At 60.7% G+C, this 14,760-nt stretch carries 14 protein-coding genes and 1 pseudogene; 10 read left to right on the top strand and 5 right to left on the bottom strand.

Annotation, left to right across the window (positions count from 1 at the left end; translation table 11 throughout):
- Positions 1 to 70 precede the first annotated feature (70 nt).
- Together leuA and ACZ1H8_RS00310 are read right to left on the bottom strand one after the other, a co-directional pair.
- The gene (leuA, locus tag ACZ1H8_RS00305) at positions 71 to 1,729 is read right to left on the bottom strand and encodes a 2-isopropylmalate synthase (protein WP_465179415.1); all 1,659 of its coding nucleotides are present in this window, start codon (positions 1,727 to 1,729) and stop codon (positions 71 to 73) included.
- Positions 1,730 to 1,937: 208 nt separating this feature from the next.
- Complete coding sequence (locus ACZ1H8_RS00310; protein WP_465179416.1) at positions 1,938 to 2,216, bottom strand: hypothetical protein; 279 nt, start codon at positions 2,214 to 2,216, stop codon at positions 1,938 to 1,940.
- 227 nt (positions 2,217 to 2,443) lie between these two features.
- Between ACZ1H8_RS00310 and ACZ1H8_RS00315 the strand changes: the two genes are divergently transcribed.
- The 9 genes and pseudogenes from ACZ1H8_RS00315 to ACZ1H8_RS00355 all read left to right on the top strand — a co-directional run bounded on the left by ACZ1H8_RS00315 (position 2,444) and on the right by ACZ1H8_RS00355 (position 9,640).
- Positions 2,444 to 2,548: an HVA1 family protein gene (locus tag ACZ1H8_RS00315; protein WP_110149185.1), complete on the top strand. Its 105-nt coding sequence runs from the start codon at positions 2,444 to 2,446 to the stop codon at positions 2,546 to 2,548.
- 34 nt (positions 2,549 to 2,582) lie between these two features.
- A complete protein-coding gene (locus ACZ1H8_RS00320) occupies positions 2,583 to 2,846 on the top strand; it encodes an SWIB/MDM2 domain-containing protein (protein WP_110149184.1) in 264 nt (87 codons plus the stop codon).
- A gap of 218 nt (positions 2,847 to 3,064) precedes the next feature.
- Positions 3,065 to 3,808: a polysaccharide biosynthesis/export family protein gene (locus ACZ1H8_RS00325; RefSeq protein ID WP_465179417.1), complete on the top strand. Its 744-nt coding sequence runs from the start codon at positions 3,065 to 3,067 to the stop codon at positions 3,806 to 3,808.
- A gap of 59 nt (positions 3,809 to 3,867) precedes the next feature.
- Positions 3,868 to 6,054 carry a GumC family protein gene (locus ACZ1H8_RS00330; RefSeq protein ID WP_465179419.1) on the top strand — a complete coding sequence of 729 codons (2,187 nt, stop codon included), beginning with the start codon at positions 3,868 to 3,870 and terminating at the stop codon, positions 6,052 to 6,054.
- A 158-nt stretch (positions 6,055 to 6,212) separates the two neighbouring features.
- A pseudogene (locus ACZ1H8_RS00335) lies at positions 6,213 to 6,323 on the top strand (IS5 family transposase); the annotation flags it as partial.
- A gap of 388 nt (positions 6,324 to 6,711) precedes the next feature.
- Complete coding sequence (tnpA, locus tag ACZ1H8_RS00340; RefSeq protein WP_465177758.1) at positions 6,712 to 7,095, top strand: IS66-like element accessory protein TnpA; 384 nt, start codon at positions 6,712 to 6,714, stop codon at positions 7,093 to 7,095.
- Complete coding sequence (gene tnpB, locus ACZ1H8_RS00345; RefSeq protein ID WP_465177757.1) at positions 7,092 to 7,439, top strand: IS66 family insertion sequence element accessory protein TnpB; 348 nt, start codon at positions 7,092 to 7,094, stop codon at positions 7,437 to 7,439. Before tnpA ends, tnpB begins: the two co-directional genes overlap by 4 nt.
- Positions 7,440 to 7,499: 60 nt before the next feature.
- Positions 7,500 to 9,035 carry an IS66 family transposase gene (tnpC, locus tag ACZ1H8_RS00350; protein ID WP_465177756.1) on the top strand — a complete coding sequence of 512 codons (1,536 nt, stop codon included), beginning with the start codon at positions 7,500 to 7,502 and terminating at the stop codon, positions 9,033 to 9,035.
- On the top strand, positions 9,032 to 9,640 hold the full coding sequence (locus ACZ1H8_RS00355) for a plasmid pRiA4b ORF-3 family protein (RefSeq protein ID WP_465177755.1): 609 nt from the start codon (positions 9,032 to 9,034) through the stop codon (positions 9,638 to 9,640). Before tnpC ends, ACZ1H8_RS00355 begins: the two co-directional genes overlap by 4 nt.
- A gap of 104 nt (positions 9,641 to 9,744) precedes the next feature.
- Here ACZ1H8_RS00355 and ACZ1H8_RS00360 read toward each other — a convergent pair whose 3' ends face one another.
- Genes ACZ1H8_RS00360 through ACZ1H8_RS00370 form a run of 3 tightly spaced genes read right to left on the bottom strand, consistent with a single transcriptional unit; the run spans position 9,745 to position 13,507 of the window.
- Entirely contained in the window at positions 9,745 to 10,839 is a 1,095-nt protein-coding gene (locus ACZ1H8_RS00360) for a glycosyltransferase family 4 protein (protein ID WP_465179420.1), read from the bottom strand.
- Positions 10,836 to 11,999 carry a glycosyltransferase family 4 protein gene (locus ACZ1H8_RS00365; protein ID WP_465179421.1) on the bottom strand — a complete coding sequence of 388 codons (1,164 nt, stop codon included), beginning with the start codon at positions 11,997 to 11,999 and terminating at the stop codon, positions 10,836 to 10,838. Before ACZ1H8_RS00365 ends, ACZ1H8_RS00360 begins: the two co-directional genes overlap by 4 nt.
- Before the next feature lie 32 nt (positions 12,000 to 12,031).
- Positions 12,032 to 13,507 (bottom strand): right-handed parallel beta-helix repeat-containing protein, encoded by a 1,476-nt coding sequence (locus ACZ1H8_RS00370; RefSeq protein WP_465179422.1) that lies wholly within the window; start codon positions 13,505 to 13,507, stop codon positions 12,032 to 12,034.
- A gap of 128 nt (positions 13,508 to 13,635) precedes the next feature.
- On the opposite strand from ACZ1H8_RS00370, the gene ACZ1H8_RS00375 reads away from it, so the two are divergent.
- A complete protein-coding gene (locus ACZ1H8_RS00375) occupies positions 13,636 to 14,757 on the top strand; it encodes a polysaccharide pyruvyl transferase family protein (protein ID WP_465179423.1) in 1,122 nt (373 codons plus the stop codon).
- Positions 14,758 to 14,760: the final 3 nt, after the last annotated feature.

The following is a 14,760-nucleotide window of genomic DNA, read 5'->3' on the forward strand; positions in this document are numbered from 1 at the left end:
GCGGACGGCTCCCCGGGCAGCCTGCCCAGGGAGCCGATCCCTACCCGCCCGGCCGCAGCCGGGCTGAAGCTCAGGCGCGGTTCGCCGCGCTGAGCACCGCGCGAACCGATGCGGTCGCGATATCGGCATCGATGCCGACCCCGAACACCGTTCGCCCCTCGGCCGTCCGGCACTCGACATAGGCCGCCGCCTGCGCATCGGCACCATGCCCGATCGCATGCTCGCTATAGTCGACCACGTCGAGGCTGGGCCCGGTGCTTCCGGCCAGCGCGTCGATCACGCCCGAGATCAGGCCATTGCCGCGACCCGAGATCGACCGCTCCTCGCCGCCGACCGCGATCCGCCCGACGAACACGCGGCTGCCCGCTGCGCCGGTCTCTTCATAATCGACCAGAACGAACCGGTCGCTGCTGCCCGGCAGATAGGTGCGGTCGAACAACCCGCCGATATCCGCGGCGTTCAACTCGCGGCTGGTCTCGTCCGCCATTGCCTGGACATGGCGCGAGAAATCGGCCTGCATCTTCTTCGGCAGCTTCAGCCCGCGATCCTGTTCCAGCACCCAGGCGACGCCGCCCTTGCCCGACTGGGAATTGACGCGGATCACCGCCTCATAGTCGCGGCCGAGATCCTTGGGATCGATCGGCAGATAGGGGACGTCCCAATAATCGTCGTTGCGCTGCGCCTGCGCGGCGAAGCCCTTCTTGATCGCGTCCTGGTGGCTGCCTGAAAAGGCGGTGAACACCAGGTCGCCGGCATAGGGATGGCGCGGATGGACCGGGATCTGGTTGCAATATTCGACCGTCTTGATGACCTCGTCGATGTCCGAGAAGTCGAGCTGCGGGTCGATCCCCTGGGTGTAGAGGTTCAGCGCCAGCGTCACCAGGCAGACATTGCCGGTCCGCTCGCCATTGCCGAACAGGCACCCCTCGATCCGGTCCGCGCCCGCCATCAGCCCCAGCTCGGCCGCAGCCACGCCGGTGCCGCGATCATTATGCGGATGGAGCGAGATCACCACGCTCTCGCGATTGCGGATGTTGCGGCCGAACCATTCGATCTGGTCGGCATAGACGTTCGGCGTCGCGCACTCGACCGTCGCCGGCAGGTTGAAGATGATCGGCTTGTCCGGCGTCGGCTGGAGCACGTCCATCACCGCCTCGCAGACCTCCAGGCTGAAATCGAGCTCGGCGGTCGAGAAGGTCTCCGGGCTGTACTCGAACCGCCAGTCGGTATCCGGCCGCTTCGCCGCCTCGTCGCGCAGCACCTTGGCCCCGGCGACCGCGATCTCGCGGACCTCGTCGCGGCTCATGTTGAAAACGATGCGCCGCCAGGCCGGAGAAACCGCGTTGTACAGATGTACAATAGCGGTCTTCGCGCCTTCCAGGCTCCGGAAACTGGTCTCGATCAGGTCGCGGCGCGACTGGGTGAGCACTTGGACGACGACATCGTCCGGAATGCGGTCCTCGCGCACCAGCCCGGAGATGAAGTCGAACTCGGTCGCGCCTGCGCTGGGGAAACCGACCTCGATCTCCTTTGCGCCGATGCGGACGAGCAGGTCGAAGAAGCGGGTCTTCTTCTCGCTGTCCATCGGGTCGATCAGCGACTGGTTGCCGTCGCGCATGTCGGTCGACAGCCAGCGCGGTGCCTGGGTGATGGTCTTTGACGGCCATTGCCGGTTCGGCAGGTCGATCGTCGGGAACGGACGGTATTTGGTGCTGGGATCGCGTAACATATGCGCTGTCTCTTCGGCTCGACCGGGCAATCGCCGGGTCAGGGTCGGTCCAAGGTCTGAAAGTCGCCCTTAGGGGAGACGCGCGCGGCTGGCGGACGCCCCTAAGGGCGGATAAGTCGCAGTCGAAGGGCGCATGCGCGAACCATGCGTCTCCCATGGCCCAGCCGGACGGGCTTGTCCACCAAAGTCGATCTGCACCGCGATAAAGTCAGGGTGTCCCGATCCCGTCGGGAGCGCCGGCCGCATCGACCGCATCGTCTTCCAATTCGGTCGCGGCGTCGGCCTGATTGTCTGAGACGGCATCGGCACTGTTGTCGGTCGCCTCGTCGACGGGCGAGGGACTGGCAGAGGGTGTCGGTGTCGGGCTGGGCGTGGCGACGATCTCGGCGACGGGCGGCGGGTCGGAATAGTTGGTCCCGGTCGTGCCGCCGCCACCGCATGCCGCCAGCAGCAGCATGCCCCCCAATGCCAGAATCGTCCGCGTCATCGCGCTTCCTTCGTCAATTCCGCCGCGGGATAGCATGACTTAGCGGCGAGCCGAACCGTTACAGCGCCGAATCGTTGTCGCGCCGCTCCCTCTCATCCTTCAGAAGTGCAAGGACGGTGCGGTGTAGATGGCGAGGAGTTTTCACGGCGACGATTGCGGCATCTGAGGGTCGCCTGGGCCCCGTTTCGGCGGGTTATCCACAGGCAAAAGCCTCGTTAGCGGGGAATATGGACCATCCGGTGCGTGCATCGCGCAAAGAACCACAGTACATCGTCCGCAGCGACAACGGCGGAAAGGCCTCGCACGAGCCGTCTGCGCTGACCAAGGAATAGCCCGCCCAAGGGCACGAACAGGAGAAGAGAAGTTATGGCGGAAACCAAAGCAGCCGCTCGCGGCGGCATCGCCAAGCCCGTCACCCCCTCGCCGGAGCTCGCGAAGATCGTCGGCACCGCCGATCTGCCGCGCAGCGAGATCGTCAGCAAGATGTGGGAATACATCAAGAAGAACAATCTCCAGAATCCCGAGAACAAGCGCGAGATCCTGGCCGACGACACGCTGAAGCCCATCTTCGGCGCCGACAAGGTCACCATGTTCGAGATGAACAAGCACATCGCGAAGCATGTGAAGTAATCCGGACGGGTGACCGTCAAAGTGAAGCGCGGGCGGGCCGATCGGTCCGCCCGTTGCGCTTCGGCAACCCACGCCGATACCAATGCGCCTTTATTTTGTTGCAGTGCGGAAACCGCCCTTTATACAGCAGTGGTACCTGGGGCAGGCTTCACTTAAGCGATCATGCCCCGCTACAAAAGCATCGGGTGCCTCGGGGGCTGGCAGGTAGGCGGATCAAAATGGCAAATGTTGGTCACAGAAGCGTTAAGAGCCGCCGATCTCCGGTCGAGCGCCCTTGGCGCCAACGACATCCCTTTGCGATCATAGTGGCGATTTGCCTATCGGGTTGCGCGTCTAAGCCGTCAAACCTGCCGTCAGGCGCCCAAGCGTATACGATCATACCGCCAGCACCGACCGATGTCGTCCTTCGAGACTATCGTCTTCAGCCTGCCGACGTCGTATCGGTAACCGTATATCGCGAACCGGAGCTTTCGGTGGCGGACGTCGAGGTTGACTCGCAAGGACGGATCCCGCTGCCGCTGATAGGCCCGATCCAAGCCGTGGGCTCAACCACCGATGAGGTATCCGAGCGCATCCGCAGCAGCTTGCTTCGGTATGTCAACGACCCCAAGGTGACTGTTCATGTCGCGACTGCCGCGTCGCAGCGGGTTGTCGTGGACGGGTCAGTGGTGCAGCCAGGCATTTACGAGTTTCGAGGTCGAACCACCCTTTTGGGAGCTTTGTCGCTAGCACGAGGTCCGAATAATGTCGCCAATCCCGAAGAGGTGGCAGTCTTCAGGCGGCAAAATGGCGAACTTTACGCGGCCAAGTTCGACATTCGCGCAATCCGCCGCGGCGAGATGCCGGATCCCGAAATACTCGGAAACGATACTGTCGTAGTTGGTTTCTCGGGACTTCGCAGCGCATGGCGAGACATTCTTCAGGCAATTCCCGCTGTGGCGATTTTCCGCCCGTTTCGGTGACGTGAAGCCCCCTCGTCATCTTCGAGCAGATTGGTATCCAGATCGTGCAGTCAGAGCTTGTGAACCGCGTTGATAGCGACTCCCGGGACAATTTCCGTCCAGATGAGAGTTTTGACGAAGACTATTTCGAAGAAAGCTCAAAAATCGATCTTCGCGGCTTGATGGCGTCCGCCTATCGTAATCGTATTATTTTTGCGATCACTCTCGTCCTTGCGTTGCTTACAGCCGTCATAGTTACAATGTTGACGACACCAATTTACAATGCATCGTCTACGGTCCAGATTGAGCAGCAAACTGCAAGTATTCTCGAAAAATCTGACGTCGAGCCGGCGATACCGTTGGCAGAAACTAGCCGATTCCTGGAAACCCAAGCTTCGATACTTCGCAGCCGCGCACTGGCCGAACGTGTCGCTTACTCTTTGAACCTAAACAAGAATGACCGATTCCAGGAGGCTATGGGAGCCGGCGCAAGCACCGAAACGGGGCGCCAGCTCCTACCCGCCCGTCAGCGGCGGGCGGTCTCCTTATTGATGAGCAACCTTTCGATAAAGGTTCCCACGGATTCACGCGTGGCAACCATATCATTTTCAGCCCCGGATCCCCAGATTGCAGCGCTAGTGGCAAATAGCTATGCGGATAACTATATCCGTTCAAATCTGGAGCGCAGATTTGATTCTTCTGCATATGCTAGGCAGTTTCTTCAAACGCAGATCAGCCAGACGAAAGAGCGGCTCGAAGAGTCTGAGCAGGCTCTATTAACCTATGCCCGCAATCAAGGGTTGGTGGAGACGTCGGCACCGGAGAGCAAAGACGGCGCTAGCACCGGATCCAGTTCGCTTACCACATCGACGCTCAGAGACATTAATACCAGCTATGCGGGAATTCGAGCTGAACGAGTAAAGGCCGAACAACGCTGGCGCCAGGCGCAAACCACGTCTTTGATGGCGCTGCCTGAAGTTCAGGCCAGCCCGATCGTGCAGCAGTTGCTTGCCCGGCGGGGCGTTCAGCTTGCCGCGCTTGACGAGTTGAGGGCGAGATACCGCCCCGATCATCCAAGCGTCGAGCAGTCGAGCACGCAGTTAGCTGCAATCGATCGTGAGATCGCCATCCAAGCCGCCAACGTCCGCACAAGCATCAAGAATGCATACGAAGTCCTGCTCAACCAGGAACGCGCTCTAGAGGCCAGCGTCCAGGGCCTAAGCGGCAACGCGCTCTCCGAGCAGGGCTTGCGGGTCCGGTACAACATCTTGAAGCGGGAAGTCGACAGCAACCGGGCTTTGTACGAGGCGCTGCTGCAGCGGTACAAGGAACTGGCCGCTACCGCGGGCGTCACAACCAGCAACATATCGGTTATCGATAGCGCCCAGCCGCCATCCAAGCCAGCAAAGCCCGATCTTTTGATGAATCTGGGCTTCGCCTTGTTTGGTGGGCTCGCACTGGGTGCCGCAATCGCGTTTTTGCGTGAGCATTTCGACGATGCCATCCGGACCCCGGACGAAGTCCAGCGGAAATTGGGACTACAACTTCTCGGCGTCACGCCCGTCGTGCCGGAGGGTCATGCGCCGTTGGAAGAACTCTCAGACCCGAAATCTCCAATTTCCGAAGCTTATCACTCACTGCGCACCAGCATCAGCTTCGCAAGTACCAAAGGACAACCCCGCACCCTCCTGTTCACCAGCAGCCGTCCGGAGGAAGGAAAATCGACGAGCTCGATCGCCATCGCGCGCGAGTTCGCTAGCTTGGGTCAGCGAGTTCTGTTGATTGATGGCGATCTTCGCAAGCCGACCATGCACAAGCTGTTGAGCAAATCTGCTAAAATTGGCCTGAGCAACGTGCTGGCCCATCAGGCAGATCTATCCGCGGCGGTACAGAGTTCCGGGTTCGGCAATCTCGACTTTGTCGCAAGCGGTCCCATCCCTCCAAACCCTACGGAACTGCTTGCCTCCTCGGCACTAGCGGAACTTCTAATCAATGCTCGCGCCTCATATGACACTATCGTAATCGATGGCCCGCCCGTGATTGGACTTGCAGATGCACAATTGCTGGCGCGCCATGTCGACGCGACAGTTTTTGCTGCTCAAGCCGGCCGGTCTCATCGTGGCCAAGCGAAGGCTGCAGTGCGACGACTGGACGTCGCCGGCGCCAACCTGATTGGCGTAGTACTGACGAAATTCGACGCCAAACGACTGGGCTATGGCTACAGCTACGAGTACGCCTACACCTATCAGTATAGCTATGGGCAATAATCGTGATTGTTGGTATTCTCGACACAAGTGAGAGGTTGCTTGGTCAACTTCAATGACATTTGGTCGGGTGCTGCGACGCACAGATGCGCCGGATCGAGCGGTATTTTCCGTTGTCGCACGGGGGTCCGCAGGTCGATGATCGGCGGATCATCAGCGGGATCATGTTCGGCAAACTCAAGGTCTGGCTCCGCATCCACACCCGCTACGATCGATGCGCGCACACCTTCATGTCCGCCATCTGCATCGCCGCAACCGTCATCTTCTGGCTGAATAAATGGGTCCTGAGCCTAGGCAAGGCGCAGTGTTATCGTCTGGGTGTTGCAGAACGGCAGCGCCTTTGCCCTGTTCGGGGCAGATCGCACTGAAGATGTAATATATGAGTCTCAGCCCTAGCTCCAACTGGAGGAAAAAGCGGGGATCACGTCGCCACCGATCCGAGCAGCAGGGCTCCGGCTGCCGCCATCGTAAATCTCGGTCAAAGCCAACAGCCGCAGTGCCTGGTTCGCGCGCTTCATCGTCCGCGACAATCGGCGCAGCACTACGCCGTCGGAATCTTCCCGCAACCTGATCGCTGAACCTATCGAGCCGCACCCCAACGCGTAACCGTGGCGTGAAGGCCGCCTTGCGGTGGTAGCGAGCAGTCATACGAGTGCTCGTATGAGTGGTCAGATTGAGATTGTGGGGCGCGTTTCAGGCCGGCGGCGCTGGACGGTGGAGCAGAAGCTGCTGATCCTGGGCGATGCCTTTGGTCCTGGCGGTTCGGTGCGCGGGGCGATTGAGCGCCATGAGGTCAGCAGCGGATTGCTCTACACGTGGCGACGCCAGGCGATGTCTGGGGCGTTGGCGAGCCCGACCCGGCAACCGCAGCAGGTCAGTCTCGCCGAGGTCGAGGTCACCGAACCCGTGATACTGCCGCCGCCCTCGCGTGCATCGGGCGTGGGGCAGATCGCGATCGAGCTGCGGTCGGGCATCCGCATCACCGTCGATAGCGCGGTCGATGCGGAAGCGCTGTCGCGGGTGATCGCCGTGCTCGGGCGATGATCCCGCTTCCTGCGTCGGCCCGGGTGTACCTGGCGTGCGGCGCGACCGATATGCGGAAGGGGTTCGATGGCCTGGCGGTGCTGGTGCAGCAGGTGCTGGAGGCGAGCCCGCATTCAGGCGCGCTGTTCGCGTTCCGGGGCAAGCGCGGCGATCTGGTCAAGCTCTTGTGGTACGATGGCCAGGGGCTGTGCCTGTTCTCGAAGCGGATGGACCGGGGCCGGTTCGTGTGGCCGATGACGAAGACGGGCAAGGTGAGCCTCACGCCTGCGCAGCTGTCGATGCTGCTGGAGGGTATCGACTGGCGTCGGCCGGAACGCGCGGCAGCGCCGCTGCTGGCGGGATAAAAGCCTCGGATTCCCGTGGTTTTTGTGGCGTTGGACTGGCGCATCCGGTAAGGATTCATCGTGTCGGATCGAGCCTATTCTCCCATCGACAAGGATGCCCGGATCGCCGAGCTCGAAGCCGCTTTGGCCGCGCGTGACACGCTGATCGAGACGCTGCGGTTCCAGCTCGCCCAACTCAAGCGGATGGCATTCGGCCAGTCTTCGGAGAAGCTCGCGCTCCAGATCGAGCAGCTCGAGCTGGCACTCGAAGAGCTGGAAGGCGAGGCCGAGGCCGTTGCTGCCGGCAAGCCGGCGACGGCAACCCGCGGCGAACGTCCCGCGCCGATCCGCCGGCTTCCCGATCACCTTCCCCGCGTCGAACGCCGGATCGAGCCCGAAGCGGGAAGCTGCACCTGCCCCGATTGCGGCGGTACGCTGCGCCCGCTTGGGGAAGACAGCGACGAGATGCTCGACGTGGTGCCGGTACAGTGGCACGTGATCCGCACGCTGCGGCCCAAGTACAGCTGCCGGTCGTGCGAGCGGATCGTCCAGGCGCCGGCTCCGGCCAAGGCGGCCGCGCGCGGCAAGGCCAGCTTCGCCACGCTCGCCCATGTGGTGGTGAACAAGTTCGACCATCACCTGCCGCTCTACCGCCAGGCCGAGATGATGGCGGCGCAAGGGATCGAGATCGATCGCTCGACGCTGGCCGGATGGGCGGGCCAGGCCGCCCAGCTGCTCGATCCCATCGTCGCGCGCATCCGCGACGAAGGTCTCAAGGCCGGCAAGCTCCACGCCGACGACACGCCCGTGCCGATGCTGGTGCCCGGCAAGGGCAAGACCGCGCAGGCGCGGCTGTGGACCTATGTCGTCGACGACCGCGCATCGGGCGGCGTCGGGCCGGCGCTGGTCTGGTACCGGTTCACGCCCGACCGCAGCGGCATCCATCCGCAGACCGAGCTCAAGCGCTTTGCCGGTCTGCTCCAGGCCGATGGCTATGCCGGTTATGACCGGCTCTACGCGAACGGCCGGGTACGCGAGGTCGCCTGCTGGGCGCACTTCCGGCGCAAGATCTTCGAGTGCCACCAGACCAGCCCGACGCCGCTCACCGCGGACCTGCTCGAACGGATCGCCGGGCTCTACCGGGTCGAGGAGGCGATCCGGGGAAGCCCGCCCGATGTCCGCCGGCGGCACCGGCAGGAACGAAGCCGGCCGCAGATCGAGCAGCTGCGCGCCGCCATCGACGATGCGCTGTGCCGCCTGTCGCCCAGATCGGCAATGGCTAAGGCGCTCGCCTATGGCCGCAGACGCTGGGATGCGCTCACTCGCTTCCTCGACGAGGGCGCGGCGGAGATCGACAACAACATCGCCGAGCGCGCGATGCGCGCCGTCGCCATCGGACGCAAGAACTGGCTGTTCGCCGGCTCCAAGGCGGGCGGCGAGCGTGCCGCCGCGCTCTACTCGGTCATCGAGACGGCGAAGCTCAACGGCCTCGAGCCGCAGGCCTATATTGCCGACGTCATCGAGAAGATCGCCTCAGGCTGGCCGGCCTCGCGCTGGGACGAACTCATGCCCTGGAACTGGACAGCCGGCGGCACCCCAGTCAGCATGGCGGCATGACCGAGACCATCGCGCGCCTGCACGTCGCGCTCGCCGATACCAACCCGCTCATCTGGCGCCGCGTCGAGGTGCCCGTCGACGCCAACCTCAAGATGCTCCACGACGTCGTCCAGGGCGCGATGGGCTGGCTCGACTATCATCTCTGGGAGTTCGAGGCCGACGACAGGCGTTACGGGGTGCCCGACCCCGAGTGGAAGGACGACAGCCTGTTCGCGGCGAAGAACACCAAGCTCAAGACCCTGCTCGACCGCGGAGTCCGCCGCTTCCTCTACACCTACGACATGGGTGACAGCTGGGAGCACATCGTCACCGTCGAAGCGATAGAAGACGGGCAGCCCGCAACCAAATATCCCCGATATGTCGACGGCGAGCGCCGCGCTCCGCCTGAGGACTGCGGCGGTACGCCCGGGTTCGAGGCGTTCCTCGATGCCATCGCCAATCCCAAACACCCCGAGCACAAGGACGCCACCGAGTGGCACCGTGGCTGCTATGGCCACGCCTTCGATCCCGATACGATCGACGAACTCGACGCAAAGCTCGCTATCGGCGCCATCGCCAAACGACGCGCCGCCGGAAAAGCCTCACAGGCCAAGAAATCCGCCTGACAAGGCGGCCTTCAGGCCACGCTTACCCCAACGCCGCATCACCATAGATTACATTTCCGCCGACTTGGGAATCCATGGCGAGCCAACGACCGCGATTGTTGGTATTATTGGTCGCGCTCAGTACAGACCATTGCGAGCAGGTCCTTGGCGCCATTAACCCATGAGTATTTTGTCGCTCGGAGAAATCCTTTTTGGATATGATCTTGCCGCATTGAAGGGCTAGAAGCTATCAGATCAATCTTGTCAGCTAGATCTGCTGGATCCAGTCGGAAGTAGATCGCAGCATCTCCTAATATCTCGGGCATCGCCGATGTAGACGATGATAGAACCGGGCAACCGAGTATCATCGCCTCTAGCGGAGGCACACCGAAGCCTTCATATTGTGAGGGAAATATGAACGCAGCCGCGTTTTCGTAAAGCGCTCGCAATTCCTCGTCGCTAACACGACCGAGCAAATTAACCCTCGCACTGGCCTGAATACGATGCGACGCCAAAACAGACACCCCACCACCAGCCACGGCCAAAGGCAAGTCAGTGCGAGCTAGTTCAATTGCCTTTATCGCAAGCGATATATTCTTATTGGGACTCTGATTACCGACAGACAGTAGATATTTTCTTGGTCGAAGTCCAAACCTGGACAGCGCGCCTTCATCTCGCGCCACTTTCAGGATATGTTCGGGACTATCATATATTAATGAAAACCTAGATTCCGGAACGCCACAATGTAAGGACAGTTCCGATGCGGAGAAACGACTGATTGTTATCAATCTCTTGGCTCGCTTCGCCAGACGAGGCCGTAGAATTCGATGAAACCTACCGTATGTATTCGAAAAGAAATGCGGGTTGGCGAATACGTTAGCATCATGCATAGCGACGATGTGCCGGCTATGCAGAAGTGGTCCGGCTGACGTCAATGATATTAGCAGGCCAGTTCGCGCATATCCCGCGAGTTCAATCTGTTCCCATGCGTGACCACTCAGACGACCGACCTGCCTGAGTTCGATATGGTTCCATTTGGGCCGCCGGGCGAGCGTTCCAGATGGAGCAAGAACTGACAGCTCGATTCCACTCGCGGTATCCGGGTCAGCCGCAATCACTTCATCGAGAGCGGTTAGAAGTTCGCCGGCATAACGCTGCATTCCCGACAGCGGCTGGGTCAGGAACCGGCCATTTATGAAGACTGGTAGCGCCGCTTTCACATTGCCACCTTGCCATAAATCTCGGCGATGGCGTCGCACATCCGGTCACGGTCCCATGTACCCAGATCGGTCTCGCGGGCCGCGCGTGCGAGACGTTTCAGCCGCGCTGGATCCTCCAGGAGGCTCATTATCGCAGTTGCGGTGTGGGACAGATCCGTGGCGTCGGTTACCAGACCGTTCACGTTGTGATGCAGTATTTCATCAAGCCCCGGGATATCGGTGACAATGGCGGGCCGCCCCCCAGCGAGATACTGCATTACCACGCGCGGCAAACCCTCACGCATCGACACCAGCAGACAGATGTCCGCGAGCGCGATCAATTGCTCAGGTATGGATGAATAGCCGAGCAAGTGGATCTTCGACCGGGCCGCACTCCGGGCGATCGCATCTTCGACCATAGGCCTTGCCGGACCCTCTCCCGCCAATACGAGGTGGGTGTCGGGAAACCGTTGCACAACTCGCTCGAATTCGACGACAAACTCGCAGTGGCGCTTCCGAGTTTCGAGTGCCGCCAGCATCAACAAGATGGTCGGCTTCGGCTGATCTGGTCCGATCCCGAGCATACCCCGCCAGTCAGCCGGAATGTGCGCGGACCTGAACCGTTCCACATCAAACCCTGAATGCACCACGAAGTGCCGCTCCGGGCGCCCAATCCCCGCTTTCAGGCATTCATCGCGCATGCCGCGGCTGACATTGATGAAAGCATCGGTGTGACCAGCGACCAACTTTTCGGCGGAAACATACATCATCCGTTTCGCCACTCCCACATTCACGAATGGAAGGATGTGGACGCCGTGAATGATGTAGGGCACTTTCGCGCGCCTTGCCGCCAGCCTGCCCAATATCCCTGCCTTGCTCTGGTGCGTGTGGACCACGTGAGGCCTGATACCGCGCAGAATCGATGCGAGATCGGACACCGCGCGCAGATCCTGAAGCGGCGCGACCGGATGACGCATTGACGCGACTTCGACAAACCGGACTTCAGCCGGCGCGGAGTCACGGTAGGCTGCATCGAACTCGTCACCGTGAAGTATCGTTACCTCGTGCCCTGCCCGCGTCTGGGCAAGGCAAGTGAGAAGCGTATTTTCTTCGGATCCCGCTCGCATCCAACGTGTGAGAATATGAACAATCCGCATGCGACCCCCACCATGATTTACCATCTAGTAGAAATCGCCCTGCTGCACTGCAACACCTAAGACCGAACCTCGACCCTCACCTTCGCGTCGCTCGGACCCTGACGTCGCAATAGCCCACCGCGATCCGAAATTACGTCCACAAAGGCGTCGCGCAATATCCCGCCTCGTCGATGCGTAGTCTGTACCAACGCGTCTTTCGGGTTCAATCCGCAGCCGATCAACCGCGTATTGCTGATCGACACGTTGCGATCATCAGAAGTGCCACTCGTTTGCCATCTCAGCAGCGGCCCAATGCTGCGGCTGATGGTGACGCCGGAAACATGCACGTCATCGCACGTCCGATCGGCAGATCCGCCGCGCATGAAAACCCCACCGGGCCGCTGCACCGGAGCCCCGCTAACCCCGACGGAAATATGCGACATCGTTCCCCCGGAAACGCGAAGCCCCTGGAAATTACCATCGGCATGCGAAAGCAAGCCAACCGCGGAGCCCCGCGAACTGTCGATTATATTGTCAGCGCAAGATATGTGGCCCCCAGGCTGGTAGATGAAAATGGCGTGGCCATGAACCTTCGGCATCATGTTGATGCCTGTATCCCCTGCTTCCAACTGGCCGGCCCGGCGAATGACATTGCGCGTGACCGTCGCCCCTGAGCCGTCATTGCCGTTCATCCGTTCACATGCGATTCCGCAGATGTTGGTCGTATCGATAACGTTCCCATCGATTTCTGCCCCCGGGACCGAGAGGGCAATGCCGCGGGCGCCCGACTTCGAGATCTGATTGTTGCGAATGACCGTCCGCCGAATTCCCGGTGCCGCCGAGTGACCGACATAGATGCCGTCGTCGCCGGTCTCTCGTATCACGCAACCTGAAATCTCGGTTTCGATCGCAGGGGTCACAACCCATATTCCGGTATCGCCGATCGATGCGTGGCTGTGAGGTGAAGCCTCTCTCCACCCACCTATCCGACAGTCTCGAACAACGATGCGATCCGGAAGGAAGCCGCGTCGATCGCCCCGCCCGATCGTCAGCCCCATATTGTCCGCGGAGCCGATCTCCAGTCCCTCGACGGCATAGTCGGCAAATCCGCGGAGCCGGATCATGTCATTTCCAGCCGTTCTTATCGTCGGCCGGGACAGCCGCACGGAAAGTCCGGACAATTCGATCCGCCCCCCCTGCCCGTCGCGAGATCCGAGGACCAGCATGGCCCCCTTCTCGACCGGTCGATCCGTCTCGAAAACCAGTTGCGCCCGCTCCCCGATGAGGCGAAGGTCGCGAACCTGGAGCGACAGCAGCACCAACGGGCCGGAAACCGAGTATCGGCCGGGCGGAATTACAGCGTCGGCGTATCCGCCCCGTGCCAAAGCGTCCAGAAAGGCCTGCAACGGGGCGCGATTGTCGAATCCCGGCACAGCCCGGACGCCGAAATCGCCAGCGTTCAGCGCCCGTCCAACGGCCAAGGCCTTGGAGGAACACAGCAACAAAGAACTCGCCAGAAGCTTGCGGCGAGTCACGTTCGGTAGCGCGGACATGGCCCCAGAATATGCCCTGCACCCCGCACTGCGCAACGTCCTGCGACGAAACTTGCACCGTTATGCGACGATTTGTTTGCACTGCAGCAAAGTGACGGTATGAGTTCTCAACCAATCGGGGGAAGTTCGTGACAACCAAATCGCACGGCTCGCATGCGTCCGGGCCGACCGGCTCAGCCCGACGCCCTAAGGCGGGCATCCTTACGTTTCACAACACGCCCAACTACGGCGCCACGCTGCAATGCTACGCATTGAGTCGCCGGCTGACCCAGCTTGGTGCCGACGTCGAGGTCATCAACTACACTCCCCCGCGGGCCTTGTTGCAATATGGGAAATTTCTCTTCCTAGGCCGGCGACGTTCTGTCGCTCACATCGAACGCATCCGTCGATTTGCCAGCTTTCTTAGAAATAAATTGAAATTCAGTGGGGCGCCCATTTTCAAGCGAACTGCGCTGAAAAATCTGGATGGCCGATACGACATCGCGTTCGTCGGCAGCGACGAGGTCTGGAAAGTCGATCATATGCGGCGCTTCGATACATCGTTCTACTTCGACTTTCTAAGCCCCGATCGCACAAAGCTTTGCGCTTACGCCGCAAGCTCCTCGACCGTTACCGATCTCCGTGAACATGCCCCTGCCGTTGGGCCGCTTCTAAAGCGCTTCTCCGGTCTAGGAATTCGCGACACCTTCACGGCATCTGCGGTCGAGGAATTAGTTGGACATCCAGTCACACCCGTTCTCGACCCTACTCTGATATGGGATTTTGAGAGCGAGGACCTACCCCCCCTCCACGACAGACCTTATCTCGCAGTTTACTCTTGGCCGACTGACTCGGAAATGAATGCCATCAGGAGTTTCGCAGAACGCGAAGGCCTCCAGGTAGTATGCATTGGTTGTCACCACCGACAAGCAGATGCGAACTACATCGGGATTGGGCCAGCCGAGTGGATGCAGCTGATAAAGCATTCTTCGGCTGTTATCACTGATTTCTTCCATGGGATACTTTTCTCTATTATATTTCGGCGCCCATTTTTTGCGCACGTCAATCCCGCCAAGAGAATGAAACTTGAACAGGCTCTGGACTGGGTTGGTTTGTCCACATTTCTACACGATCGCCCAGCTCCACCGCCCGATCTAACATTGGCCGATATCACGCCGGATTGGGATAGTGTTTATAATTTACTGGCACCTCGTCGCAAAGAGTCCATAGCCTACCTAAAGTATCAACTTCTCGCTGCACAAAATTTGTAGGCT

The organism is Sphingomonas sp. BL-S-25, assembly GCF_055521555.1.